General features: G+C 32.3%; 25 protein-coding genes. 10 read left to right on the top strand and 15 right to left on the bottom strand.

Features of this window, described 5'->3' with window-relative positions; genetic code table 11:
- The 10 genes from C7448_RS15755 to C7448_RS01445 form a co-directional block, all read right to left on the bottom strand.
- Window positions 1-578 (bottom strand): hypothetical protein (locus tag C7448_RS15755; protein ID WP_170136985.1); only part of this gene is annotated, 578 nt, incomplete at its 3' end.
- Between the two features lie 95 nt (window positions 579-673).
- The gene (locus tag C7448_RS01405; protein WP_115899576.1) at window positions 674-1,957 is read right to left on the bottom strand and encodes a hypothetical protein; all 1,284 of its coding nucleotides are present in this window, start codon (window positions 1,955-1,957) and stop codon (window positions 674-676) included.
- Between the two features lie 106 nt (window positions 1,958-2,063).
- Entirely contained in the window at window positions 2,064-2,681 is a 618-nt protein-coding gene (locus C7448_RS01410; protein ID WP_115899577.1) for a hypothetical protein, read from the bottom strand.
- A 70-nt stretch (window positions 2,682-2,751) separates the two neighbouring features.
- On the bottom strand, window positions 2,752-3,180 hold the full coding sequence (locus tag C7448_RS01415; protein WP_047788116.1) for a phage holin family protein: 429 nt from the start codon (window positions 3,178-3,180) through the stop codon (window positions 2,752-2,754).
- Window positions 3,173-3,604, bottom strand: coding sequence for a TIGR02594 family protein (locus C7448_RS01420; RefSeq protein ID WP_115899578.1), 432 nt, complete (start codon window positions 3,602-3,604; stop codon window positions 3,173-3,175). The genes C7448_RS01415 and C7448_RS01420 overlap by 8 nt, the downstream gene beginning before the upstream one ends.
- 366 nt (window positions 3,605-3,970) lie before the next feature.
- The gene (locus tag C7448_RS16140; protein ID WP_394342453.1) at window positions 3,971-4,117 is read right to left on the bottom strand and encodes an SMI1/KNR4 family protein; all 147 of its coding nucleotides are present in this window, start codon (window positions 4,115-4,117) and stop codon (window positions 3,971-3,973) included.
- Between the two features lie 150 nt (window positions 4,118-4,267).
- On the bottom strand, window positions 4,268-4,423 hold the full coding sequence (locus C7448_RS01430) for an SMI1/KNR4 family protein (protein WP_115899580.1): 156 nt from the start codon (window positions 4,421-4,423) through the stop codon (window positions 4,268-4,270).
- Window positions 4,424-4,428: 5 nt separating this feature from the next.
- Window positions 4,429-4,845, bottom strand: coding sequence for an SMI1/KNR4 family protein (locus C7448_RS01435; protein ID WP_115899581.1), 417 nt, complete (start codon window positions 4,843-4,845; stop codon window positions 4,429-4,431).
- Complete coding sequence (locus C7448_RS01440) at window positions 4,842-7,460, bottom strand: HNH endonuclease signature motif containing protein (RefSeq protein ID WP_115899582.1); 2,619 nt, start codon at window positions 7,458-7,460, stop codon at window positions 4,842-4,844. Before C7448_RS01440 ends, C7448_RS01435 begins: the two co-directional genes overlap by 4 nt.
- 233 nt (window positions 7,461-7,693) lie before the next feature.
- Complete coding sequence (locus C7448_RS01445; RefSeq protein WP_115899583.1) at window positions 7,694-11,230, bottom strand: hypothetical protein; 3,537 nt, start codon at window positions 11,228-11,230, stop codon at window positions 7,694-7,696.
- A 313-nt stretch (window positions 11,231-11,543) separates the two neighbouring features.
- On the opposite strand from C7448_RS01445, the gene C7448_RS01450 reads away from it, so the two are divergent.
- The 7 genes from C7448_RS01450 to C7448_RS01480 all read left to right on the top strand — a co-directional run bounded on the left by C7448_RS01450 (window position 11,544) and on the right by C7448_RS01480 (window position 17,897).
- On the top strand, window positions 11,544-12,344 hold the full coding sequence (locus C7448_RS01450; RefSeq protein WP_115899584.1) for a S24 family peptidase: 801 nt from the start codon (window positions 11,544-11,546) through the stop codon (window positions 12,342-12,344).
- Entirely contained in the window at window positions 12,316-12,972 is a 657-nt protein-coding gene (locus C7448_RS01455; RefSeq protein ID WP_245939406.1) for a DUF6973 domain-containing protein, read from the top strand. The genes C7448_RS01450 and C7448_RS01455 overlap by 29 nt, the downstream gene beginning before the upstream one ends.
- Window positions 12,973-13,659, top strand: a complete 687-nt coding sequence (locus C7448_RS01460; protein ID WP_115899585.1) for an alpha/beta fold hydrolase — start codon at window positions 12,973-12,975, stop codon at window positions 13,657-13,659.
- A 9-nt stretch (window positions 13,660-13,668) separates the two neighbouring features.
- Window positions 13,669-14,253, top strand: coding sequence for an alpha-ketoglutarate-dependent dioxygenase AlkB (locus C7448_RS01465; protein ID WP_115899586.1), 585 nt, complete (start codon window positions 13,669-13,671; stop codon window positions 14,251-14,253).
- Between the two features lie 182 nt (window positions 14,254-14,435).
- A complete protein-coding gene (locus C7448_RS01470; protein ID WP_115899587.1) occupies window positions 14,436-15,113 on the top strand; it encodes a succinate dehydrogenase cytochrome b subunit in 678 nt (225 codons plus the stop codon).
- A gap of 12 nt (window positions 15,114-15,125) precedes the next feature.
- On the top strand, window positions 15,126-17,141 hold the full coding sequence (locus tag C7448_RS01475; RefSeq protein ID WP_115899588.1) for a fumarate reductase/succinate dehydrogenase flavoprotein subunit: 2,016 nt from the start codon (window positions 15,126-15,128) through the stop codon (window positions 17,139-17,141).
- Window positions 17,142-17,150: 9 nt separating this feature from the next.
- Entirely contained in the window at window positions 17,151-17,897 is a 747-nt protein-coding gene (locus C7448_RS01480; RefSeq protein ID WP_115899589.1) for a succinate dehydrogenase/fumarate reductase iron-sulfur subunit, read from the top strand.
- 224 nt (window positions 17,898-18,121) lie between these two features.
- On the opposite strand, the gene C7448_RS01485 is transcribed toward C7448_RS01480, so the two are convergent.
- Window positions 18,122-18,505, bottom strand: a complete 384-nt coding sequence (locus C7448_RS01485) for a DUF1573 domain-containing protein (RefSeq protein ID WP_115899590.1) — start codon at window positions 18,503-18,505, stop codon at window positions 18,122-18,124.
- Window positions 18,506-18,903: 398 nt separating this feature from the next.
- On the opposite strand from C7448_RS01485, the gene C7448_RS01490 reads away from it, so the two are divergent.
- Together C7448_RS01490 and C7448_RS01495 are read left to right on the top strand one after the other, a co-directional pair.
- Window positions 18,904-19,674: a sensor histidine kinase gene (locus tag C7448_RS01490; RefSeq protein WP_245939407.1), complete on the top strand. Its 771-nt coding sequence runs from the start codon at window positions 18,904-18,906 to the stop codon at window positions 19,672-19,674.
- Window positions 19,671-20,360 carry a LytR/AlgR family response regulator transcription factor gene (locus C7448_RS01495; protein WP_115899592.1) on the top strand — a complete coding sequence of 230 codons (690 nt, stop codon included), beginning with the start codon at window positions 19,671-19,673 and terminating at the stop codon, window positions 20,358-20,360. The genes C7448_RS01490 and C7448_RS01495 overlap by 4 nt, the downstream gene beginning before the upstream one ends.
- A 9-nt stretch (window positions 20,361-20,369) precedes the next feature.
- On the opposite strand, the gene C7448_RS01500 is transcribed toward C7448_RS01495, so the two are convergent.
- The 3 genes from C7448_RS01500 to C7448_RS01510 are packed head-to-tail and all read right to left on the bottom strand — an operon-like array spanning window position 20,370 to window position 22,715.
- A complete protein-coding gene (locus tag C7448_RS01500) occupies window positions 20,370-21,500 on the bottom strand; it encodes an endonuclease (RefSeq protein ID WP_115899593.1) in 1,131 nt (376 codons plus the stop codon).
- 23 nt (window positions 21,501-21,523) lie between these two features.
- Window positions 21,524-22,132, bottom strand: a complete 609-nt coding sequence (locus C7448_RS01505; protein WP_115899594.1) for an FAD-dependent oxidoreductase — start codon at window positions 22,130-22,132, stop codon at window positions 21,524-21,526.
- A gap of 1 nt (window position 22,133) precedes the next feature.
- Window positions 22,134-22,715: a MarC family protein gene (locus C7448_RS01510; RefSeq protein ID WP_115899595.1), complete on the bottom strand. Its 582-nt coding sequence runs from the start codon at window positions 22,713-22,715 to the stop codon at window positions 22,134-22,136.
- Window positions 22,716-22,824: 109 nt separating this feature from the next.
- Here C7448_RS01510 and C7448_RS01515 point away from each other — a divergent pair, with 109 nt between their 5' ends.
- Window positions 22,825-23,397 (top strand): DUF3109 family protein, encoded by a 573-nt coding sequence (locus tag C7448_RS01515; RefSeq protein ID WP_115899596.1) that lies wholly within the window; start codon window positions 22,825-22,827, stop codon window positions 23,395-23,397.
- A 51-nt stretch (window positions 23,398-23,448) separates the two neighbouring features.
- On the opposite strand, the gene C7448_RS01520 is transcribed toward C7448_RS01515, so the two are convergent.
- Window positions 23,449-24,786 carry a deoxyguanosinetriphosphate triphosphohydrolase gene (locus C7448_RS01520; RefSeq protein WP_115899597.1) on the bottom strand — a complete coding sequence of 446 codons (1,338 nt, stop codon included), beginning with the start codon at window positions 24,784-24,786 and terminating at the stop codon, window positions 23,449-23,451.
- Window positions 24,787-24,789: the final 3 nt, after the last annotated feature.

The raw sequence follows: 24,789 nt of genomic DNA on the forward strand, positions 1-24,789 counted from the left end.
GCATTTCCAGACTCAGTAAAATCTAAGGCATTCCCTCCTGTCCTAATCCTTCCTCCTGATGTTATATTTTTTGCCACATTTACAGAATCATTACTTTGAATATATTCTGTATATAAGCTCGACCCAATGGTTTTAACACCTGTTATTGTTTGATTAGTATCAATCGTAACAAAATTTCCATTGGCTTCTCCTGATAGACTACTTAAATCTACTGTAAAAGTTGAGTTATCATCACGAGTAAATGTCGCTAACCCATTAGCATCTACAGTACCACTTACCAATCGTGCTAAATTAGTGTTATCCAAATAGGGTGTTAAATCAACTTGTGAGACACTTACTCCGTCTTTTAATAAATCAACCGTATTGGTTCCAGAAATTGGGGATAAGCTATATTCTGGAACTTGCTGTTCAGAAGCCACACTTACCTCTCCTGTTTCATCAATTACAAACCTTCGGTTTGCCTCTCCTTCGGGTTGTTTGGCATCAATATAACTATCAATTAAATCTGCATATTGTTGTTGTGTTGGCTTATCGCCTGTTTCAAAAAATTGTTTTAAGGTTTCTTTGTTTTGTTTCATTTTTTGTTCTTTTTTATCGTTTTTATTTTTTTTTTTGATAAAAAAGAGCCGCTAAAAACTGTATTTTGCTAGTGGCTAGACTTTTGTTTTTTAATTTATGAAGAGTATACGTTCGTCTGATAAATACCCGAAACTTTTATAGAACCATCTGTAAATGAAACTGATGAGTAGTAATTCACCGGGTTTCCTACTGTCCCATTATCGTGTTTTAACACACGAAATTGATTGCTAGAAAACGGGCTAGTATATAACAGGTCGTAATTAACATTTCCCCCCGTAGAAATAATAATATTTGTGCTTTTTTCAACATCAAAAATGTTAAAAATGTTAAAAGGAAATCCACCTATTATTAATTCTCCTGTTGGTGTTCCTGTTGTAGTTACATTATTAATACTATATGAAAAAGTTACACTATTTCCTACTCTTGAATAAACACCTTGACCATTAAAAGCATAAGTTGCTCCTCCCCCTAGGTCAACTAAAGTAGGCGTAAATGTCCCTTCCTCATAAAAATTTGCTTTTTGCAAACCAGCATTCGTAGCATCAGCTAAAGGTAAAACTGCATCTGTTCCTGTGCTAGAAGCTACCGTTCTTGTGGCTGCATCATATGATAAATTTGTAGTTCCTCCGCTACCTGCTGTCGCATTAATTATAGGTTGTAGAGGGTCTGTAGCATCAATCGTAATGTTTGAACCTGCTTGTAATTGTGGGATATCATTTAAATGAGCTATAATACCAGATTTACCTTGAAGTGTATGAACTGTGCTCCCTACAATATCTGCCTCAATGGTGGCTGAACCTCCATTTCCAGACTCAGTAAAATCTAAGGCATTCCCTCCTGTCCTAATCCTTCCTCCTGATGTTATATTTTTTGCCACATTTACAGAATCATTACTTTGAATATATTCTGTATATAAACTCGATTCAATGGTTTTAACACCTGTTATTGTTTGATTAGTATCAATCGTAACAAAATTTCCATTAACTCCTCCTGATAGACTACTTAAATCTACTGTAAAAGTTGAATTATCATCACGTGTAAAGGTTGCCAATCCATTAGCATCAACAGTACCTGATACTAATTGTGCTAAATTGGTATTGTCTAAATACGCTGTTAAATCAATTTGTGAAACGCTTACTCCGCCTTTCAATAAATCAACGGTATTAGTTCCTGAAATAAGTGATAAGGTATATTCAGGTGCTTGTTGCTCAGAAGCCACACTTACCTCTCCTGTTTCATCAATGACAAATCTGCGGTTGGCTTCTCCTTCGGGTTGTTTGGCATCGATATAGCTATCAATTAAATCGGCATATTGTTGTTGTGTAGGCTTGTCACCTGTTTCAAAAAATTGTTTTAAAGTTTCTTTGTTTTGTTTCATTTTTTGTTCTTTTTTATCGTTTTTAAATTATTTTCCTGATAAAAAAGAGCCGCTAAAAACTGGATTTGCTAGTGGCTATACTTTTTGTTAATTATTTTTAATACAACTAGCTTAATATCTCCTTTGATGTATATGAGAAGTTTATGTATAACGTTTCATTATCCCAAACCCTATCTTTAATATTTACTCTTCCTAAATCATGTCTTACATAACAACCATAATTCTCATGAGCTTGTATATTATAAACGGTTCCTGAGACAGATACACCAATGGGGAAACCATCAATGTTAGGTGCTATATATACTTCTCCATAAGTAGCTTGACCATCAGACGTTACACCTGATAATATTATATCAACAAAAACACGGTCTCCAATAGTATAATACTCACCTTTTACTTGTTGCACTGAAAATGAAGATCCTGCAGCAAAAAAACTAGGTGTAAATACACCTTCTGTAATATTAACTCTAGGAGCTGCATTAATCACTGGTTGTAAAGGATCTGTTTCATCAATCATAATATTAGTTCCTGCTTGGTAAGTTGGAACTTGCTGTTCAGAAGCGACACTTACCTCTCCTAATTCATCAATTACAAACCTTCGGTTTGCTTCTCCTTCGGGTTGTTTGGCATCGATATAACTATCAATTAAATCGGAATACTGTTCTTGAGTAGGTTTATCTCCTGTTTCAAAAAATTGCTTTAATGTTTCTTTGTTTTGTTTCATGTTTTGTTCTTTTTTATCGTTTTTAAATTTGTTTTTGATAAAAAAGAGTCACTAAAAAGAGTGTTAGCGACTAAACTTTTTCTTTGTCGTTGTTTTTTTGTTTTTCGGTTGTTTGCTCTAAGGTACCTTGCATACCCGCTTGTTTTAACAAACTGTGCAATGCTTTAAAGGGGTTTACTCCATAAATTTTGTTGTAGTTTTCTAAAATTGACTTAGTTTCGGTAATAGCTATAAATCCTGCTATTATTTTTAAAAAAGGAACTTCATTTACAATGTGTTTTTCTAAAAAATAAGCTGATATTATTACCAAGTTATAAATAACAAACTTAGAAATGGTATGTCCAATTCGTTCGCTTTTTATAGGTATTTGTAATTTTAACGAGGCATAGGCTCCTGTAATAAAATCAACTACTATTAGTAACATCATGGTAGTTAACACTCCATTTAAAGGCGACAATAAAGCAAGCAACCAAAAAATGAAATGCGAAAATTTATCCATTCTTTTTTAATTTTCTAAAGTCTAACACCCTTTTTTTAGGATATGCTTTAATGCTTACACTATTTCCTTGATTCCCTCCTAATAGATATACATATCGTTTGGTTTCTTTAATTAAAAAACCAATATGTCCTTTCCAACTATTAGGATTTTCTCTCCATAAAACTACCACATCTCCTGGTTCTGGATTTGTAGTAGAGTCTCCTACCGACAACCAACTACGCGCTGTTAATTGGTTAGTGTGTTCATAACCGGCTTTTTTGGCTACCCAATTTGCAAAGGCACTGCACCAAGCGGTTTCATCTTTAAATTTTCCTCCATCAAAACCTAATGAAGTAAAATAGTTTATAATTTGAGGATGATCTTTTGAGCCTTTCACCTCTTTGACTCCGTATTGCGATAACGCTACTGATATTAAATTATTCATACAAATGTTTAATTTTTTTAAAGCGCTTGCAGACAAAACTTGTAAGTTGTTGATTCTTTTTCTTTTTCTAGACCTGAAAGGGGTTAATCATAACTTTTTTTCGTTTCTGCTTACATTAAAGATTAATAAATAACAATGAACTGTTAGAAAAGCAAGACAAATATATAACATATTACAATTAAAAACAAAACAAATTACAAATATTTTGCATTATGTTTTAATTTAGAAATGTTCTCTGAAATTTTATAAAAGAAAAACCAACTAAATTTAAATTTAGTTGGTTCCAATATTAATACCTAATTTAGAAGGAAACTCACTAGATTACATTCTTTAAATAAAACTAATCTTCTATATTTTATATAAGTGCTAATAAAAAATTAACTCCTCAAAAGAATCACAAATAAATTGTAATCCACTCCCATCCCAATAAAGTAGATAAACAACACCATAATCTTCACCTTTAGTAGAAATACAATATGTAGCTCCTCCAGAATTCTGTCCAAAAGGATACAAAAAATAGGTAACTCTTTATCATTAATCTGATAGTTATCTATAATTTCATTAACTGTCACTAAATCATCTATAGCATCCAATACATCTTTATCCTCATACTTTGAATCAATTGAGTAGAAAAAATCGAAATCAAACTCTAAATCTACTTTTTTAGAATAAAAAAGATTTATCTGGATAACCTCCATTATGTTTTAAAATAAAATTCTTATAAGTGTCAGGTAGATTAAGATTAAACTCATTAAGAAAACTATTAAACTCTTCTAAACTAATTGATTTTTCACTTTCCGTTATTTTTATATCTTTCATTTTACTTAATAGTCATTATCTTCTGAAAGACCATTCAAAAACTCTTCAAAAGAATCCGCTAGAAGTTCAGGCTCAATTTCTCCCATATCCATTGGCAAGTAATAAATTTTACCATAATTTTCTCCTTCGTTCAAATCCATACATATCTGATTTCCCCCTGGATCATAAGCAAAAGGAAGATAACCAATAGGTAAAAAATCTTTTAAGTCTTTAATGTTTTCTTCAAGAGTATCGTCTCCATTTTTTATTGGGTTAAAATGAGCTACATTTACGCCTTGAAAATAATCCTTATCTGGAGCCCCTCCGTTAAATTTCAACATATGTGTCTTATATGTTTCTGGTAAAGTGAATTTAAATTTTTCTTCAAAAGCTACTAAATCTTCACTTATGATGTTTTTCTCTGTTAAAATAAAACTAATCATGTTAAATATTTTGTTAATAGTATTGAAAATACAGATTGTCCTGCTGATCCAAAGTGTTTATACGTTGCTTTATGAGCCTTTCTTGAAACTAATTGCATTGTACACCCTAAATTTTCATCTAAATCATCTAAATGATGCCAGGTATAGTTTTTTAAAATAGCTTTTTGTTTTTTTCTATCAGTTATTCCCATTTTTTTGAATGATTCCTTAAAATCTAAATCCCTACTTCCTTTTATTTGGATTCTAACGATACTTTTATCATTATACAAATGAGAGGTACCTTTGAAGTCAGGAGATGTACCATTTTTACTCATAGGAATATCATATCCTTTTTTCTTTGCATTTTCAGGATTATACTTTGATGAACTAGCTCTGAGCCTTTTATTAACCTTTTCTATTATTTTTTTTCTCTCTTCTTTTGTCTTTTTTGTAAACTTAATAAAACTTTCAAAATCTTCTTTTGCAACTCTGAAAATTATGTTTCCAAACTCATCAAAAACATCAATATTAGTCTTAAGAAATACTTTTACATAATTTCCCTTAGCAATAATTGATATTTGCTTTTCATAAGCACCAATCTCCTCTAATTCATCCAAATACTTTTTAGCATCAGCCTCATTAAGTTTTTTTAGTTTCTCAGCAAGTTCTTCTACTTCTTTTTTTGTTCCCCTGAAAAGCTCTTTACCATCTTTTACTAAAGCATATAGATTTTCTCCAACAGGCACTGGAACACCACTTGCCAACACAGGTTGCTGTGGCACTTTTTTAATGGCTACATCAAGCTTTTCAAAAAGTGTATAAATATCATCCCTAAAAGTTCTGGTTGCCTTAGATAACCCTTCAAAAAACTCATCTAACCATTTTCTTAGTGTTTTAAGGTGTTTTGGAATGTTTTTTATAAAGTCTGCAATAATAGTACCTACCTTTACAAATGTATCGATACCAAATTGTACAGTATTCCCTAACGCTTTTGCTGCTTTTTTAGGTATTTCTGCTAACGCTTTATACGATCGTAACGTTTCTTTTAACGCTTTAGCAATCGTTCCCGTTCCTCCTGTTAAAAAGAAGGTAACTACCTCTGAAGCTACAAAACCAACAAAGAAACCAATATAATACCCTAAGGCTCCTGGATCTATTTTTACTTTTATATCTGAGGTTAAAAACCTAAATACAATTTTTACAGCATATGCTGGCATACTGGCTATAAAGCCAAAAATAGCTTTTAAGTTCTCTAGCGTAAACAGCGCTACAAAACTATCCATAAGGTTTTCAAAACTCTCTGCAAACAAACTTAGGTAACTAGCTGGATTTTCAAAGAACTCAGTACTTTGTATGGCTGCGTTTAGCACATCAAAGAGCATTGCTAAAATATCAATAAACGATTTAACAAACTCTATAATACTGTTAATTAATCCTACTAAGAGTCCGTTGATGTACTCGTATAGGTTTAATAAATGGTTTGATACGCTATCAAAAAAGTCTCGTAGCTGTGTAGGAATAGCATCCAATACCTCTATTACCTTACTAATATCAAATGGTATCAATTTTGCAAATCGTCTTTTTTTAAGCAGTAGTTTTGCTATTGAAGTGGCTTGTGTAGCTGCTGGTTGTATATAGGTTTTATAAACGTCGTTGCTAAACTTTTCTACATCAAACAAATTATCTTCTCCTCGCAATTTGGGTAATAACGGATTGTATTTAGACCCAGATTCATCTTTAAAAGCCGTATTCCACCGTTCTTCTCCTAACTTTAATTTGTTTACTTCTTTACTTGCGTTTTTTAACCCGCCTGATATATCTGTAAAAACATCTTTGGTAGACCATCGTATGATTCTTCCTCCTTTCAATAGCTTTTTGGTAACCAGCAAATAAAACACACTATCTTCCTCTGCTAATTCTTCTTTGATCATTTCAGAAAGGTCATTGGTTTGTACCTGAACTCCAAAAGCTTTTGCTACTTTAGAAAGAGTTAATCTATCTACCTCTGGTAAAGTTTTTACATTTTTCCCTTTATGAATTCTGAATACCGTACCAAAAGCATTCGTACCTCCACCAGATTCTATAAACACAACTATTTGATGTGTATTTACTTTGGTAATATTTTGGTATGCTCTTTCTAGTTTTGCTCCGTTATCTGAAACAAATACCGTAATAAACGCATCGTATTCAATGCTGATTTCTTCTTTCTGTTTTGACTTTGAGCTGTTTTGAATCTCAAAAAAAACATCATCTTTAAGTATGTCTCCCCAAAGCTTTATATAAAACTTTTCGTTTATTTTATAATAGGAAATTTCTCCAAGACTAAAGTCATAATACGACTCTATAAACGCTGTGTTTTCTGGGCTTATATCGTAATCAAAATCATTTAAAATTTCACCTACTGGTTGTGGATTTTCTTGCAAAAAAAAATCTCCATATTCTCCAGATAATGTACTATTGATATGTAAAAACCACTTATTGGGATTTTGTACTCCTTTTTCTATTTCTACATATATATTGGGGCTTGGAACTGTTGTTTCTTTTATTTTTTGTTGCTGAACATCTGAAAACACCACCAATCCATTAAAATTGGTTTTGTGTTTAAAATGTTTGCTTCCATATTCATGAGCATGCATATTTTTTGTCTTTTATGATTAGTAAAAAACAAACCTCACCCTGCTCTTCTCTTTTAAAGCAAAGAGAAGAGTATTAGAAGTGTTATTACGAGCTATACTTGGCAATCCTTTAGGTTTAAAACTCTTGATACATAGATTGCTTCACTTTGTTCGCAATGACGTAAAAAATATAGGGTAAGATTTGTGACTGTGTGTATAGAAAAATGTTTGTTTAACAAACATTTTTACTGCACTTATGCTACATTGTTGGTATCGCCTACAATATCGTAATCTACACCATCTGGTCCATCTCCTATCTTATAGGTACTTACATCAAATAAGCCTTGACCTTCACAGTCTGGATTACACGGCAAACCTCCTTCATTTAATACTACAGAATCTGCTTGTAACACAGTTAACGTTGTTGGCACACGGGTTTCCCAAGTGCCTTCCACTTCACCTTCAATGGTTTGCATTTCTTCTGCAACAGAAACATATAAATCGTCATCCATATCGGTAACCATTCCTTGACCATTCCAAATTTCACCAGTTTTCATATACCAGTTTACAGCTTCTTCAAAACCTGGACGTACAGGTACTACTGATCTTGCCATACCACTTTGTAAAAAGGCTTGGAAAACAGGGTCGCTACCTTCGTTGTGCTCAAAATTAGCATCCCAATTACCTTCTGCTCCATAGAAATAAGGATAAAATGTGTACGCCATAATTTCCCAATCAAATGCTTGTTCAAAAAACTTAACTGTTTCAGCATGCTTTTGAAATTTAGACGTTCTCGCTACATGCTTAGCATCCGCTTCTTTACCATTCTCTTTATAATTATCCTGAGCGGTAACAACATCAAAAGGTTTTGTCATTAAGTCGATAGCAATACGCTTTAACTCACGCTTTTCGATACTACGATTGATTTGAGAACTCAATTCTTTTTTCTTTTCATTTTGCTCGTTCTCTGTTGCCTGAGACTTTACAAAGTCATTGTATGCTAAGACCCTTTCATTATATGCATTTATTATAGCTTTATAAGCCTCGTTTTGCCATTTTCTCAATGCTTCGTTAGTCCTATTACACTTTACAACAACATTAAAATTTCCTGTTAATGAATCAAAGCTTGAGGCAGAAACAGCTAATAAGTTTTTTGCTCCTGAAAAACTAGTACCTGATTTAAACGAGAATTCTCCATCTCCTTTTGCTTCATTTTCTTGAATAGTATTACCCACTGCTATACGAAGTCTTCCTCCTATTTTACCTGAATCATGGGAATATAAATTACCTACCACCTCAAAAGATTCTGTAATATAATTTTCTAAAATTTCAATCTCATCAGCAACAACACTTCCTTCTTGACCTTTTAAATCTTTAAAATCTAATTTATAAGATTTTGTTATAATAATCTCTTCCTCAGGATAATCAAAATGCTCAACTCCGTATCTAGATAAAACATTAGCATAATTATATTCATTTAAGCTAGAGGAAGTTATTATTTTCTCTGTCAATTCACTCGGATGTATCGGTTTTTTAGGAATAATTAACCCTTCAATAGTTTTTTCACTTCCTTCTCCATTTTTCAAATATGATTCAATATAAAACTTAGCTGGTTCTGGTAACGCAAATTCATACATTAAGCGCTTACCATAATTTATCAACTTATTCTTATAAATCTTATCTACCCAACGATACACTCCTGTGACATGCTTATCTCCTTTACGGTTATCAAATCCATGAGTATTATTCTCTTCATACTCTCGCAATATACGAGACGTACGTTTGGTACTAATCTTCTTTACCACTCGTTCTAAGGCTCTTTCTGTTACCTCTTGCGCATACGTTTGTGCTTGTAGGTTTGAATCTGAAGAAGAATTAGAAGATGAAGTATTAAAGCTTGTTCCTAAACTTAAACCAAAACCAGAATAACTAGCATTAGCCCCAAAACTAGTAGCATTATCACTATTTACAATAAACGACGCTTCGTTTTGCATTTCATTACGTTCTGTTGAGGTAGTGTCTGTTAGGTTTTCTACTTCTTTTTCTGTTGTTGTTTCCGTAGTTGTTTCTGAAACTCTTAAATCTCTAGTAGAACGCTCTTTATATTCGCGTGCCATGATATTTTCTATGTGTGACACTTCTCCAGGCACATAGCAATACACTTCTTGTTCTACTCGTCTAAAATCTGCTACTCCTAATTGAGATATTCCATAAAGAACACCTTTTCCATCAGCACTTGTACCCCCTGAGTCATTGCCACTAACTATACATTGACCAACAAACTTGTTAGCAATTTCATAGTATCCATCATCAAACTTAACCTGAAACATAATGTTTTTAAACTCTAACGACACTCCGTTACTTAAAACAAAACTACCGTCCAAACCAAATACAGGTCCTGAAATTAACTGCTCTAAATTTTCTGGAAATAATTCAATTCGTAACAATGTATCATCAAAACTAGCAGGACTGCTTTTAAATGAAGTACCACTATACGGTACTTGAGCATCAATATCATCTAAAGTATAGTTTGCTTCTGTTACTCTTACATTAGTAGAATCTTCAACCTTTAAAAACATAATAATTTTTGATCCTTTCCCCATTTGACCAAAAACATCTCCCGAATAAGAGTACAATGGTGTACTTTTACTAAGGTTATAATTTAGAGTACCTCCTTGAATAGAAACAGCTCTTACTTTTTCTGGAGTGTTTTCTAAAATTTTCTGATTCTCTTCTTTTATTTTTTGTCTAAGAACCGTTTTAGCCTCATAAAAATTATCATATAATTTGAGTCCTTCTGAATTTAATAAATCTTTAGTCTCTTCTGAATACTGAAAAGTAGTTGTCGTTGTACCATCCGCAGCTCTACTAATCTCTTCTGCTTTTTCAAATTCAAACTTAGGCAATTCTAAATCTGGATAAATTTCTAATCTTTTTTCAAATCCTGATTTAGCGTCTACAATTGTTTGAATCGTTGGTTGAGCCGCATTTTTTATATCTTCTACAGCTAATTCATGAGCTTGTAATGCTTCTTTATATCGTACCTGCTCACTTTTATTATAAACATACTCAGCTTTTTCAATTTCCTTTAAACCTAGCTCATATTGTTGTAAACGTGTTTTAGCCATCTCAACCTGTAAACTAGATGTCAAATACTCTGATGAACTAGGGCTTATGTTTGTAGCTCCTCCTTCAAATTGCTGATCTGAGATAACCACATCTTTAGGCACAATAACACTTGCATTCGCTCTACGTACGAATTCTTTTTCATTTTCTTCTGTAAAAACAATTTCCCCTTCTGTTTCTTGTGAAAAACTGTTAGTAAATACATTAAATGCTTTTAAAAACTTATTAGCTACCAACATTTGAATCAGTCCTTCTCGAACAATAGTAGACTCCTTATTAATAGTTTGATGAAATAAGTTTTCCCATAATACTAACTCTTCATTAACAGTAAGTTCTTGTGCTGCAGATAAATTAGCATCAATACCAGCATACGATAATACTGTCTTATTGCGCACTAACCATCCTGAAAACTGATACAATGCTTCGTGTAAATTTTTAATTTCTACCCTACTCGCTATTGGTGTAAAATTCGTGCTGTAAGCCCCTTTTAAGGCTGTTTTTCTTTCTTCATCTGTAGTAGCTCCTTGTATTGCTTGAAAAGCTAAACTTTCTGCTTTTTTTTCTTCTGGAAATGAAACAAATCCAACTTCTTTGTCTTCAATTAATTGTGGACTACGTAATGTTACAAACCTAAATAGGTTTGATTTGATTGGTTTTTTACTCATTTTTATAAAATTTAATTAATTTTTTAATCAAGCTCAAAAAGAGCCCTGTTTAATTGCTTTTCTAACAGTTCTTTTTTCTTGATTTTTGGTTTTATTCAAAAAAATGTTTGAATAAACGAGTATAGATTTCAAAAAAGTGAAGAAAATCAAGTTGAAATCTTAAAAACACAATCGCTAAAACCACACAAATGTTTGATTATTACAATTTTTTTGTATATTAGCAATTCATTAACGATGCAAATATAAAACATATTACACATTTAAACAAACAAAAGTTTAATTATTTTTGTAATATGTAAAAACATAAAATGTTATGGGAATTTCCGAAAAAATAGCAGCAATTAGAGATGCTTTTAACTTAAATAACTTTTCTTTTTCAAAAAAAATAGGTGTTACTGGCACCACTATAGATAGCATTATTAATGGGAGGCCTCAATCTAACGGTAGTAGAAAAAAAACAAAACCTGGTTACGATGTTCTTACTTCTATTATTAATGAATTTAACATTAATCCTGACTATCTCTTTGGAAAAAGTGATATCATGCTAAAAACCAAACCTACTAATATTCAAACATATTCTGGAGTACCCCAGGTTGTTTCTGTGAATTCTTCAGGAAATGAAAATGTAGTTTATGTTCCTATACAAGCAAGAGCTGGTTATTTAAATGGTTACGGAGATTCAAATTACATAGAACAACTTCCTTCTTTTAACATGCCACATCTTAACAATGGCACTTTTCGTTGTTTTGAAGTACAAGGAAATTCTATGGTACGTACTTTTTTTGATGGGGATCTAGTTTTTGGAAAGTATGTAGAGGGCTTACGCGATATTAAAGACGGTCGTGTATATATAATTGTAAGCAAAAACGATGGTATTGTTTTAAAGCGTGTAATTAATAGAATAGAAGAAAGAGGAAAGCTTATTTTAAAAAGCGATAATAAAGATGGTAATTACCCTACTTATACCATAAATGCAGAAGAAATTATGGAGGTTTGGTATGTAACTATGTTTGCGTCCAAACAAATGCCCGAGCCAATTGATGTTTACGACAGATTACACGATTTAGAAAGTAAAGTTGTGGAACTTGAAGAACAAATTAGTAGCAAAAACTAATTATTCTATGCTTAAAAAGCTGCTTTTTTTAGTTCTTTTATTCCCTTTTTACACATCCGCCCAATCCAACTGGCAACAGTTTAAAAAACTACAAGGAGCTCAAAAAACATGGGTACTACTCCACCCTTTTAAAGCTAAAAAAGCTTTTATTGTTTCACGTGAAGCATCAAGAGTAAATGACTCTCTAAGAGTTTCTCCCCTACTAGATAGCGACCATGCAGGTGGACAAGTAGATGCATTTCGTCATGCTTTTTGGATGACTTTATTACAACAAGAAATTGGAGAAAACGCAGCACGTTCACTTGGTAAAGCCCATGAAAAAGATAACCACAAAACATATAAAGAGAAAAAACTAGAAGACGGTGTTATTCCTGATAAGATTTCTTCTGAAATGGATTTATTTAACAACAAAGTTGGTTTAACACTTTCCAAAAAAGGTGGTAACCTTCCTAAAAATGGATTGATTTACAGAGTAATCAACGTCATTCATCAAGGAAAATTAAAAATTATTAAAAAAGATAAAAACGGTAATTTTCTGACTTGTAATAATGAGGTTATTTCAAAAAAATCATTAGTCGGAAAATGGGAAAACAACAAATGCTTAATTAATTCAAATTACAAAAGGTAAATGCAAAAAGTATATGTAATTTCAGGTACCATGTGTACGGTAGATTTATGGCAATTTGTTTTTTCCAAACTGAAAAACATACTTCCAGTTCACATTGATATTACTCTTGCAACTTCTTTTGAGGAAATTAATCAAATCGTTCTCAATCATATTGAAGAACCTGCCACCATTATTGGTTTTTCTTTAGGTGGATTTTCTGCTATGAATTTTGCTATTCATTATCCTGAAAAAGTAAAAAAACTAGTCGTCGTAGCTGCCAATACTAATGGGCTGAATGACTCAGAGATTCAGTTACGAAAAAGTACGATTGCTTTTTTAGAAAAGCATAGCTATAAGGGAATTTCACAAGCTAGAATTCAACAATTTTTACACCCAGATAATCACAGTAATTCCAAAATTATTTCTATTATAAAAAAAATGGATTCTGATTTAGGGAAAGATGTACTATTTCGTCAATTAAAAGCAACTTCAACTCGGTTAGATATTTCACAAAAAGTTTTAAAGCTAGACATTCCTATATTTTTTATTGCTGCTGAAAATGATGCACTCATCAATCCAAAAAAACTAAAAGAGTTTGCCAATAAAACTGAAAAAGGAATATATGTAATGATTAAGAATTGTGGTCATATGATTCCTCTTGAAAAACCTGAAGAATTGGCATCAATACTGAACTTAACCATCAACTAACAATATAAAATGTCAACTAGTCTTAACAATGTTATCAGTTACAGCCCTAATTTTTTAACTAAAAAAGAAGCTACAAAACTATTTCAGCAATTAACAAGCTTCTCTGAACTCACAAATATGATGGAAATGAAACTTCCATCCGATGAGGTAATTAAATATAATTTTGGTAAACTAATGTTTGTTGATTCTGATTTGATCAAGAAAAATGTTTTTCAAAAATCAGCCTGGGGAAACGTTATGAAATGGCCAGAATATATGCTACCGATAAAAAAACAAATTCAAGAGCATACTGGGTTAGAGTTTAAAACTTGTGTCTGTATTTATTATCCTGATGGAAACTCCGGTGTAAACTACCATTCAGATGAAATGGCTTTTGGAGATACGGACGTTATTCCTTCAATTAGTTTAGGAGAAGAACGCATGTTTTATCTTCGAGAAAATAAAACAATGATTGAAAGCAAAATACTTCTAGAGCACGGAAGTTTGTTAGTTATGGAAGATGGTTGTCAAGAATACTACGAACATAGCCTGCCTGAAAACCCTAAATATTTAAACCCGAGAGTTAATTTAACTTTTAGAAAATATGGTTTTTAAAATCCAACTAACTTAGAAAACTATAGAATTATTACGTTTTTATCCTTAAATATTAAGAAAAATAGCTTTTAACAACTACTATTTAAACCCATTCTAAATATTTAAGAAAACAATTCGTAAAGTTTGTTCAAGTACTGTGTTCCTCTTAAATTTGTGCTATTATTTAATCAACAAACAAAATAATGAGCGGATTACTAAAATCTTCTATCGGAAGAAAGTTTGCCATGGCACTTTCGGCATTCTTCCTGATGTTTTTCTTATTACAACATTTTGCAATTAACATTACTTCGATTTTTCCAGACAACGGAGCCACATTTAACAAAATGTCGCACTTTATGGGGACAAATCCGTTAATTCAATATGTAATGCAACCAGTTTTAATTATTGGTGTAGTGTTTCACTTTGTAATGGGATTCATCTTAGAAATTAAAAACAAAAGTGCACGTAAGGTAAGCTATGCTAAAAATAACGGAGCTGCAAACTCTACTTGGATGAGTAGAAACATGATTTACAGTGGAGCTGCTATTTTAGCTTTTATTGTATTACACTTTATCGATTTTTGGTTTCCAGAAATCAACACTAAATTTATTCAAGGTGATTGGAGTGGTTTGCACGATGGTGAGTTTAGGTACTTCCACGAATTACAACACAAGTTTGTAAGCCCAATTAGAGTTGGCGCTTATGTGATTGCTTTTGTGTTCTTAGCATTACACTTATTACACGGATTTAACTCTGCTTTCCAATCAGTTGGAGCAAACAACAAATACACTAAAGGATTGAAAACTTTTGGTAAGCTTTACGCAATCTTAATTCCGTTAGGATTCGTAGTTATTGCATTATTTCATCACTTCAATCATTAATACGCAACAAGTATGGCAACTTTAGATTCAAAAATTCCAAAAGGTCCATTAAAAGATAAATGGACAACTTATAAAGATAAAATTGACTTGGTAAACCCTGCTAACAAGCGTTTAATTGACGTAATTGTAGTAGGAACTGGTTTAGCAGGTGGTTCTGCTTCTGCAACTTTAGCAGAGTTGGGCTACAATGTTAAAGCATTTGCTTATCAAGATTCGCCCCGTCGTGCACACTCTATTGCTGCACAAGGAGGTATTAACGCAGCCAAAAACTATCAAGGTGATGGTGATTCTTTTTACCGTTTATTTTATGATACTGTAAAAGGTGGAGATTACCGTTCTCGTGAAGCAAACGTTTACCGTTTAGCTGAGGTTTCTGCAAATATTATCGACCAATGTGTTGCTCAAGGTGTACCTTTTGCACGTGATTATGGTGGGCAATTAGATAACCGTTCGTTTGGTGGGGTATTAGTATCTCGTACCTTTTATGCGAAAGGACAAACAGGTCAGCAGTTATTATTAGGAGCTTATTCAGCAATGAACCGTCAAATTGCTCGTGGTAAGATTGAAATGTTCAATCGTCACGAAATGTTAGATTTGGTAATTGTTGACGGAAAGGCTCGTGGTATTATTGCTCGTAACTTAGTTACTGGTGAAATTGAGCGTCACTCTGCACACGCAGTAGTAATTGCTTCTGGAGGTTACGGAAATGTATATTTCTTATCAACCAACGCAATGGGGTCTAACGCAACAGCAGCTTGGAAAGTTCATAAAAAAGGAGCATTCTTTGCAAACCCTTGTTACACACAAATTCACCCAACTTGTATTCCTCGTTCGGGAGATTATCAGTCTAAATTAACCTTAATGTCTGAATCGTTACGTAACGATGGTCGTATTTGGGTTCCGAAGAAAATGGAAGATGTATTAGCTATTAGAGAAGGAAAATTAAAACCTACTCAAATTGCTGAAGAAGATAGAGATTATTATTTAGAAAGAAGATATCCTGCCTTTGGTAACTTAGTTCCTCGTGATGTGGCTTCTCGTGCTGCAAAAGAGCGTTGTGATGCTGGTTATGGTGTAAATGCTACTGGTGAAGCTGTTTATTTAGATTTTAAATCGGCTATTGAGCGTTACGGTAGAGAGCAAGCAAAATTAAAGCATATTACCAACCCTAGTGCGAAAGAAGTATACGATTTAGGAAAAGCGATTGTTGAAGCTAAATACGGAAACTTATTCCAAATGTACGAGAAGATTGTAGATGACAATCCGTATGAAACTCCAATGATGATTTACCCTGCAACTCACTATACTATGGGAGGAATTTGGGTAGATTATAACTTAATGACAACAATTAATGGTTGTTATGCTATTGGAGAAGCTAACTTCTCTGATCACGGTGCAAACCGTTTAGGAGCATCAGCTTTAATGCAAGGTTTAGCTGACGGATACTTCGTATTACCTTATACAATAGGTAATTATTTATCAAACGACATTCGTACAGGAAAAATTTCAACAGACACTAAAGAATTTGAGGAAGCAGAAAAATCGGTTAAAGATCGTATTGATTTCTTCATAAATAATAAAGGAGAGCATTCTGTAGATTACTACCACAAGAAGTTAGGAAAAATTATGTGGGAAAAATGTGGAATGGCACGTAATGAACAAGGTTTAAAAGAAGCTATGGCTGAAATTAAAGAATTACGTGAAGATTTTTGGAAAAATGTAACAGTTCCTGGTGATCCAAATGAAATGAACCCAGAATTAGAAAAAGCAGGAAGAGTTGCTGATTTCTTAGAGCTAGGAGAATTATTTGCTAAAGATGCATTAGACAGAACTGAATCTTGTGGAGGTCACTTTAGAGAAGAATCTGTTGAATTAGACGGACCACAAAAAGGTGAAGCAAAACGTGACGATGCTAATTTTGCGTACGTTTCTGCTTGGGAATATAAAGGTGAACCAGCGGATGCTGTTTTACACAAAGAAGAATTAGAGTTTAACGATATTGAATTAAAACAACGTTCATACAAATAAGAGAAAATTATGAATTTAACACTTAAAATTTGGCGTCAGAAAAACGCAAGTGATAAAGGAAAAATGGTTGATTATAAGGTGACCGATATTTCTGAGCATATGTCTTTCTTAGAAATGATGGACGTATTAAACGAACAATTGGTAAATTCTGGAGAAGAACCTGTAGCGTTTGACCATGATTGTCGTGAAGGAATTTGCGGTATGTGTTCAATGTACATAAATGGTGAAGCTCACGGACCAGACCGTGGTGTAACTACTTGTCAGTTACACATGCGTATGTTTAAAGATGGTGATACCATTACGATTGAACCATTTAGAGCTGCTGCTTTCCCTGTAATTAAAGATTTAGTTGTTGATAGAAGTTCTTTTGAAAGAATTCAACAATCAGGAGGTTATATTTCAGTAAACACGTCTGGTAACACTACAGATGCAAATGCTATTTTAGTTCCTAAAGAAAACGCAGACCAAGCTATGGATGCTGCAACGTGTATTGGTTGTGGTGCTTGTGTAGCTACTTGTAAAAACTCATCTGCAATGCTATTTGTAGGAGCTAAAGTGTCTCAATATGCTTTGTTACCACAAGGACAGGTTGAAGCGACTGAGCGTGTTAAAAACATGGTTGCTCAAATGGATTTAGAAGGTTTTGGTAACTGTACAAATACAGGAGCTTGTGAAATTGAATGTCCAAAAGGAATTTCTTTAGAAAACATTGCTCGTATGAACTCAGAGTACTTAAAAGCGAGTTTTAAAGGATAAAATAGATCTTATATAACATAAAAAACGAAGCACTTGCTTCGTTTTTTTTATGCTCGATATTTACACACTCATGCCTTTTTTTAATTTAAAAAAATAAAAAGAATATACATTTGTCGCCGATGATTACAATATGATAATCTGTGGGGGACTATCTATTTACTAAATCAATCATATCTCAAATGAGATAAGAAAGCCTGAGTTTAAAAACTCAGGCTTTTAATTTATTAAACCTTATCTTTTTCTTTCCCTTTTTCTACATATCCCTTTATCTTAAGCATTTTTCTGGATGCTTTAGCATTTGATATAATAGTAATAGCTTTTGAAAACCCTCCTAATCTCTTCGTGTCATATGACACTTCTATTTGCCCTATTTCACCTGGCATAATTGGCTTTTCAGGTTTCTTTGGAATAGTACATCCACAAGTGGATTTAATATCTTTTATAATTAATGGTACTTTACCAATATTTTTAAATTCAAACACACGAACACCGCTTTCGCCCTGGTTAATTTTTCCATAATCAATTGATACCGTATCAAATTGAAATTCTTGTGCATTAACTGATACTGCTATTAAGCATACAGCTACTAATAATACAATTGCTCTCATTTTTATTGTTTTTTAAGTTAGTATACATTTTTATGTTTTCGAAATTAATCGGTTTATTTTCTACGTAAAAACTATTAGTACACACTACTTTAAAACATATACGAACAACTTATACTAGGTTATTGGTACAGAGCAAAAGGTAATTGGTACTTTATTTTTTGATTACACCTTATATTTTGTTTACTTTGAAATACACCATGAGCTTTATAAAAAAACATAGCGTAGAAATACTAATCCATTTACTTTTTTGGACTTTATTTGTTTTCATTTCTCTTTTTGTATTTACACCTTACTACTGGACTGAGAATCCATTTTCTCAATATTTCTTTATTCTAATCATCATAGTATATACAAACAATCAACTGTTACTACCTCTTTTTGTTAAGAAAAAATGGTATATGCTATACGGGATAGTTTTTATATTTATTTCAGTCCTAGCAACACAATTATATTGTAATATTTTTGCTCGTTGTGGATGTTCTATCATTAAATGTTTGAGTGATTATTTATGGCAGACATTGGTTCCTTTATTATTTTTCTCTTTTATATGGATGTTATTTAAGTTTATAAATGAACAAGAAAAACTTGTAAAAATAACTCAAGAGCGAACAGAAATGGAACTAAAGTTTTTAAAGTCTCAGATAGACCCACATGTTTTATTAAATAATTTAAACACGATTTACGCGTACTCTATCGATAAACCTAACCAAACCCCTAATTTAATCTTAAAACTCTCTGAAAACCTAAAACACGTACTTTATGAAACTAGCAATGAGCTGATTTCTCTTGAAAAAGAGTTACAGTTTATAGAAAATTATATTGATTTTCAAAAAATACGAACTGAAGGGGTAAAAGAGGTTAATTATCAATGTAAATTTGATAGCGATGAATACCGTATTGCTCCACTTCTTTTAATTACCATTATTGAAAATGCTTTTAAGCATAGCATTATACATAGCAAAATTGATATTACAATCAATGTGGAGAATTATCATTTGCATTTAAAAAGCAGCAATTTGTTTTATAGTACAAAAAATGAAAATTCTCAAACTATTGGCCTAGAAAACCTAAAAAAGAGGTTGCTTTTAATTTATCCTAATAACCATTCCCTTTCTATACATAAGCAAAAAAATATTTTTACCATAGAACTTAAAATAGATCAATTATGAAGTGTATAATTATTGAAGATGAATTGCCTGCACAAGCTATTTTAAAAAAGTATTTTGGTAAAATTCCAGATATGCTACTTATAAACTCATTTCAAACAGCCACACAAGCCAATGAGTTTTTAAAAAATAATACTGTTGATGTTGTTTTTTTAGATATTAACTTACCTGATATTTTTGGTTTAGATTTCATAAAGACTGTTAAAAACCCTCCTAAAGTTGTTATTACCACTGCTTATCCTGATTATGCTGTAAGTAGTTTTGAACTAGATACCATCGTGGACTATTTAGTAAAACCTTTTTCTTTCGATCGTTTTTTAAAAGCTGTAAATAAGGTAGAGAAACAATTGAACAAACCTAATACTACTGATAGTAATGTTATTTATCTCAATATTGATAAAAGTATTCATAGGATTAACTTAGAAGCTGTTTTATACATAGAATCTGATCGAAACTATTTGAATTTTATTACTTCTACTAAGAAATTGACAATTATTGATTCTTTGAAGAACTGGAAAGAAACCCTTAATTCTAATCAATTTATACAAGTACATAAATCGTACATAGTCAATTTTACAAAAATTGAAAAGTTTACAGGAACATCTCTTCATTTTGAAACCAGAAAAGTCCCTATTGGAAGAACTTATAAAAATAACCTATTAACTCTTTTAAAAGCAAAGAGTCAATAGGTTTTGAGGTTATTTCCAAGTGTTTTCAGCTTCAGTTGTATTCCATATTACTGTAGCTAAATACGGATTATCTATAAACGGATTTCTATTTCCTTGTTCGTTAGCCACAACATTATTACGTTGTATCTCTAAATCTGATACTGGATCTTCCGCGTTCCATTCTAACAATAAGTTAACCATATTACTATCAGAGGTTGCAATTGACCCAACTGTAACATTTTTAGGTAAACATTGGCTCCCATAACGTACATACATATACATTATCATACGTGCTACATCACCTTTCCATTCATCTCCAGGGTACCAATTGCCTGAAACATCTCCTGCGTTACCAGAACTTGTAGCAAATTTTTTACTTGACCTGTCATTATTAAATCTTACGTCAGAAGGTCTTAAGTGATGTGCATCTGCCCCTGGGCCTGATGTTCCTAAATTTGGATTTCCTAAGGCCTTAGGGTATACATGCTCTCTATTCCAATCTCTTGTATTTCCACCATTAACATCTTTATCACGAGTTCTATCTGTTACGTAATTTCCATCGGTATCATCATAACCATAAATTAAAACCACTTTACTGTTATCATTAAGGTCTAAATCTGATTGTTTTAATACATCCCAAACATCAGGAGTATATGATAAATTAGTTGTGTGAGTACTAATTATCGTTGTAGCTAAGGCATCTTTTAAAGAAGCTCCTGTTAACGTAAAATCTACATCTTTATAATACTCTGATAGTTCAGAAGGAATCTTAAAACTACCTGAGTTTCCTTCTGGTATATCTTTTACATTAATTATTACTGTAGCTGTAGAACAGCTATTAGGTGTAATCGTACTACAAATAGTGTACTTAAAAGAATCTGTACCTACAAAATCTTGCGCTGGAATATACGTAAATGTATTGTTGCTCTCTGTAATACTTCCATTTCTTGCTGAAGAGACCTCAAACGTTACTTTTATTTTTCCTGATGTATATGTGTCATTTGTTAAAAAACTAGGGAGTTCTGTTTCTTTATTTTCTTTTGCTTCAAAAGAGTCGTCAACTGCAACTACTTTATCTTCTGCTGGTATAACTACATTGTCACTACCTCCACAATTAATAAACAACACTATGATTGCTATTGCTCCTATTATTTTCTTCATATTTTTTAATAAAATAATTAGCCTTATTTATGTTTATCATGCACCTTTGTTGGTACATTCTCATTCCACACAGTTAAAATATCAGTAGCTACACTTGCGCCACTTCCTGCAGCGATAGCAAACTGACTTCTCCAACCTGCTAAAGTTCCACAAACATACAAACCTTCTCTAATTAAGTGATTAAAGTTTCGTAATTGAATTCTATCTTTCATAACGTTTGCACGTGTATGTCTTTCTACATATTGCTCTAAACCTGCTATATCAAATGGTTTAGAGTAATTAAGCGCTATAACTACATTTTTGCTATGGTACTCTTTTTTATTTGTAACAACTTTATAATTATCTTCTTCTTCCAAAACAGCTATTACTTTCTCGTTATCTATTTGAGAAACCTCAGGGTATAATTGCTCTAACTGGTCTCTACCTTCTTCTAGAATATCTTTTCCTAAAGTTCCTGGAGTAAGTCCAAGAACATTATTAAACAATGCATCTTGTAAATGAGAAGAACGTTGGTGCATAATGATACCTACTTTTTTGTCTTTTGCATACTCTTTGGTAAGCGCAGAACCTAAAACTAAAGCACATTGCATACCTGATACCCCACCTCCAATAATAAGTGTGTCAAAAACCATATTACGCTATTAACATTTTAAAATTAGCTGCAAATAATTTAACTGCAATGGCTAATAAGATTACACCAAATATTTTTCTAATAATTTTAATTCCGTTCGGTCCAATCACTTTTTCAATTTTTGTAGAAGTTTTTAACACGATATAAATTACAATTACATTTAATAAAACAGCTACAATAATATTCTCAAGGTTAAATTCAGCACGTAATGAAAGTAATGTTGTTAAACTACCTGGACCTGCTATTAATGGGAATGCTAACGGAAAAACGGTTGCACTAATTGCCTCTTCTTCATCGTCTCTATACAGAGTAATTCCTAGTATCATTTCTAATGCTAGAAAAAATAAAATAAAAGCACCTGCTACCGCAAATGAGTGTACATCTATACCTATTAAGTTTAATAGTCGCTGTCCTAAAAACAAAAACAGAATCATAATAAAACCTGCTATTACTGAGGCTTTTTCTGATTGAATGTGTCCTACTTTTTTACGTAAATCAATAATGATAGGAATATTTCCAACAATATCAATTACCGCAAACAATACCATAAAGGCTGTAAAAATTTCTTTGAAGTTAAAGTCCATAGTTGCTATATTTTCGCGTGCAAAATTATATAAGTAATGTTACAATCTAGTATTTTTGCATTTAAATTTACAGGAAGTTACTATAAACTTCCATTTTTAAACACAAATTATGTTTCAATTAGGAAAAACCATTGTTTCAGAAGACCTTATAGAAAAAGAGTTTGTCTGTAACCTGTCTGCGTGTAAAGGAGCTTGTTGTATAGATGGTGATGCAGGTGCTCCTCTGGAAAAAGAGGAAACAAAAATTTTGGAAGAAATTTACCCTAAGATAAAACCATTTTTACGAAAAGAAGGAATTGAAGCTATTGAAAAACAAGGCACTTGGGTTACCAGTGATTTTGGAGAGCTAGAAACTCCTTTAATTAATGACGCAGATTGTGCCTATGTTATTTTTGATGACAAAGGTACTGCCTTATGTGCTATTGAAGAAGCATATAATCAAGGAGTTGTAGATTGGAAAAAACCAATTTCTTGCCATTTATACCCTGTTCGCGTAAAAGACTATAGTGAGTTTGCTGCTGTAAACTATCATAAGTGGGAGATTTGTGACGATGCGTGCTCTTTAGGTAAAGAGTTGAGTGTTCCTGTGTATAAATTTGTAAAACAAGCGTTAATCAGGAAGTTTGGACAAAATTGGTATGATGAACTTGAAAAGGTAGCCGAAAAGCACTTGAAAAAATAAGACAAAAAACGACGCTAGATAGCGTCGTTTTTTATTTTATGTAGTGAGTTATTAACTAATATTTCCCATTATTTTTCTATGCAAACGAATAGCATACCCATCAGATAAGCCTGCAACGTAACTAGAAATTTGCATAATTCTATCATATAAATTTTCTTTGTTATGTTGGTATTCTTGTGGAATTAAATTCAGTACTAATTTATCATAGTTAGATTGTTTACTGTCAAACTTATTATTTAAAGCCGTTACAAAAACATCTAGTAAATCAGCAATAATTTTATATCCTGCAACTTCTTTCTCAACAACTTCTTTACTTCTGTAAATCTTATCGATACTTATTTTGATAATGTCATTAATTTGTGCTTCATATTTACATTTATCCAATAAACCTTTATCAAATGTCCCTTTTAAAATAGCTTCTTCATTATCTAAAAATATAGCTACTGCTTCGTTAATTAACACTCCTATGGCTAAAGCGCGTAGATAACTTACACGGTCTTTTGTATGTTGCAATGAATGATATTTCTTGCTATCAATGGTGTCTTTCACCAATTTAATCATATACTCTAAGGCATAATCTTCTTCAATTAAACCTAGATTGATACCATCTTCAAAATCGATAATTGTATAACAAATATCATCAGCTGCTTCTACTAAATACGCTAATGGATGACGATAATAAGAAACACCTCCAGATTCTTTTTTTAATAAACCTAAATCTTGTGCTACATCTAAAAAAGCTTCTTTTTCTGACTGAAAAAACCCGTATTTTTTATCTACTATATGGGTGGTAGGTTTCTTTGGCAAACTCTCTTTAGGATACTTTAAAAAAGCTCCTAGGGTTGCATACGACAAACGTAAACCTCCTTGAACTCCATCTCTATTTTCTGTAAGGATTTTAAATCCGTTGGCGTTTCCTTCAAAATCTATTAGGTCTTGGTATTCTGAATCGGTTAATTGATTTTTATACTGAAGCCCTTTTCCTGTTTTAAAATATTCTCCAATCGCTTTTTCTCCTGAATGTCCAAATGGTGGATTCCCAATATCATGCATTACAGATGCAGCAGCTAAAATCGCTCCAAAATCGTTAAAGGTATACCCTAACTCTTTTAAATGTGGATGACGTTCTAACAGCTCCTTACCTACTCTACGCCCCAACGTACGCCCTACAACCGATACTTCTAAACTGTGGGTTAAACGTGTATGAACAAAATCAGTTTTTGATAATGGGATTACCTGTGTTTTATCTTGTAGGCTACGAAAAGCCGATGAAAATATAATTCTATCAAAATCTACCTCAAAACCTAAACGTGTTTCATCTTGTTGTGCACGTTCACGTTTTTGGATATCACCAAAACGTTTTAAAGAAAGGAGTTGTTCCCAGTTCATCAT

Source organism: Tenacibaculum gallaicum, from assembly GCF_003387615.1.
Taxonomy (GTDB): domain Bacteria; phylum Bacteroidota; class Bacteroidia; order Flavobacteriales; family Flavobacteriaceae; genus Polaribacter; species Polaribacter gallaicus.

What these genes read in the sequence shown, in the direction of transcription:
- C7448_RS01520 (WP_115899597.1), bottom strand. Translation starts at nt 24,786, where the DNA reads ATGAACTGGGAACAACTCCTTTCTTTAAAACGTTTTGGTGATATCCAA.
- C7448_RS01470 (WP_115899587.1), top strand. Translation starts at nt 14,436, where the DNA reads ATGAGCGGATTACTAAAATCTTCTATCGGAAGAAAGTTTGCCATGGCA.
- C7448_RS01510 (WP_115899595.1), bottom strand. Translation starts at nt 22,715, where the DNA reads ATGGACTTTAACTTCAAAGAAATTTTTACAGCCTTTATGGTATTGTTT.
- C7448_RS01480 (WP_115899589.1), top strand. Translation starts at nt 17,151, where the DNA reads ATGAATTTAACACTTAAAATTTGGCGTCAGAAAAACGCAAGTGATAAA.
- C7448_RS01475 (WP_115899588.1), top strand. Translation starts at nt 15,126, where the DNA reads ATGGCAACTTTAGATTCAAAAATTCCAAAAGGTCCATTAAAAGATAAA.
- C7448_RS01435 (WP_115899581.1), bottom strand. Translation starts at nt 4,845, where the DNA reads ATGATTAGTTTTATTTTAACAGAGAAAAACATCATAAGTGAAGATTTA.
- C7448_RS01450 (WP_115899584.1), top strand. Translation starts at nt 11,544, where the DNA reads ATGGGAATTTCCGAAAAAATAGCAGCAATTAGAGATGCTTTTAACTTA.
- C7448_RS01415 (WP_047788116.1), bottom strand. Translation starts at nt 3,180, where the DNA reads ATGGATAAATTTTCGCATTTCATTTTTTGGTTGCTTGCTTTATTGTCG.
- C7448_RS01420 (WP_115899578.1), bottom strand. Translation starts at nt 3,604, where the DNA reads ATGAATAATTTAATATCAGTAGCGTTATCGCAATACGGAGTCAAAGAG.
- C7448_RS01485 (WP_115899590.1), bottom strand. Translation starts at nt 18,505, where the DNA reads ATGAGAGCAATTGTATTATTAGTAGCTGTATGCTTAATAGCAGTATCA.
- C7448_RS01430 (WP_115899580.1), bottom strand. Translation starts at nt 4,423, where the DNA reads ATGAAAGATATAAAAATAACGGAAAGTGAAAAATCAATTAGTTTAGAA.
- C7448_RS01460 (WP_115899585.1), top strand. Translation starts at nt 12,973, where the DNA reads ATGCAAAAAGTATATGTAATTTCAGGTACCATGTGTACGGTAGATTTA.
- C7448_RS01410 (WP_115899577.1), bottom strand. Translation starts at nt 2,681, where the DNA reads ATGAAACAAAACAAAGAAACATTAAAGCAATTTTTTGAAACAGGAGAT.
- C7448_RS01440 (WP_115899582.1), bottom strand. Translation starts at nt 7,460, where the DNA reads ATGCATGCTCATGAATATGGAAGCAAACATTTTAAACACAAAACCAAT.
- C7448_RS01495 (WP_115899592.1), top strand. Translation starts at nt 19,671, where the DNA reads ATGAAGTGTATAATTATTGAAGATGAATTGCCTGCACAAGCTATTTTA.
- C7448_RS01445 (WP_115899583.1), bottom strand. Translation starts at nt 11,230, where the DNA reads ATGAGTAAAAAACCAATCAAATCAAACCTATTTAGGTTTGTAACATTA.
- C7448_RS01515 (WP_115899596.1), top strand. Translation starts at nt 22,825, where the DNA reads ATGTTTCAATTAGGAAAAACCATTGTTTCAGAAGACCTTATAGAAAAA.
- C7448_RS01490 (WP_245939407.1), top strand. Translation starts at nt 18,904, where the DNA reads ATGCTATACGGGATAGTTTTTATATTTATTTCAGTCCTAGCAACACAA.
- C7448_RS01500 (WP_115899593.1), bottom strand. Translation starts at nt 21,500, where the DNA reads ATGAAGAAAATAATAGGAGCAATAGCAATCATAGTGTTGTTTATTAAT.
- C7448_RS01465 (WP_115899586.1), top strand. Translation starts at nt 13,669, where the DNA reads ATGTCAACTAGTCTTAACAATGTTATCAGTTACAGCCCTAATTTTTTA.
- C7448_RS01505 (WP_115899594.1), bottom strand. Translation starts at nt 22,132, where the DNA reads ATGGTTTTTGACACACTTATTATTGGAGGTGGGGTATCAGGTATGCAA.
- C7448_RS01405 (WP_115899576.1), bottom strand. Translation starts at nt 1,957, where the DNA reads ATGAAACAAAACAAAGAAACTTTAAAACAATTTTTTGAAACAGGTGAC.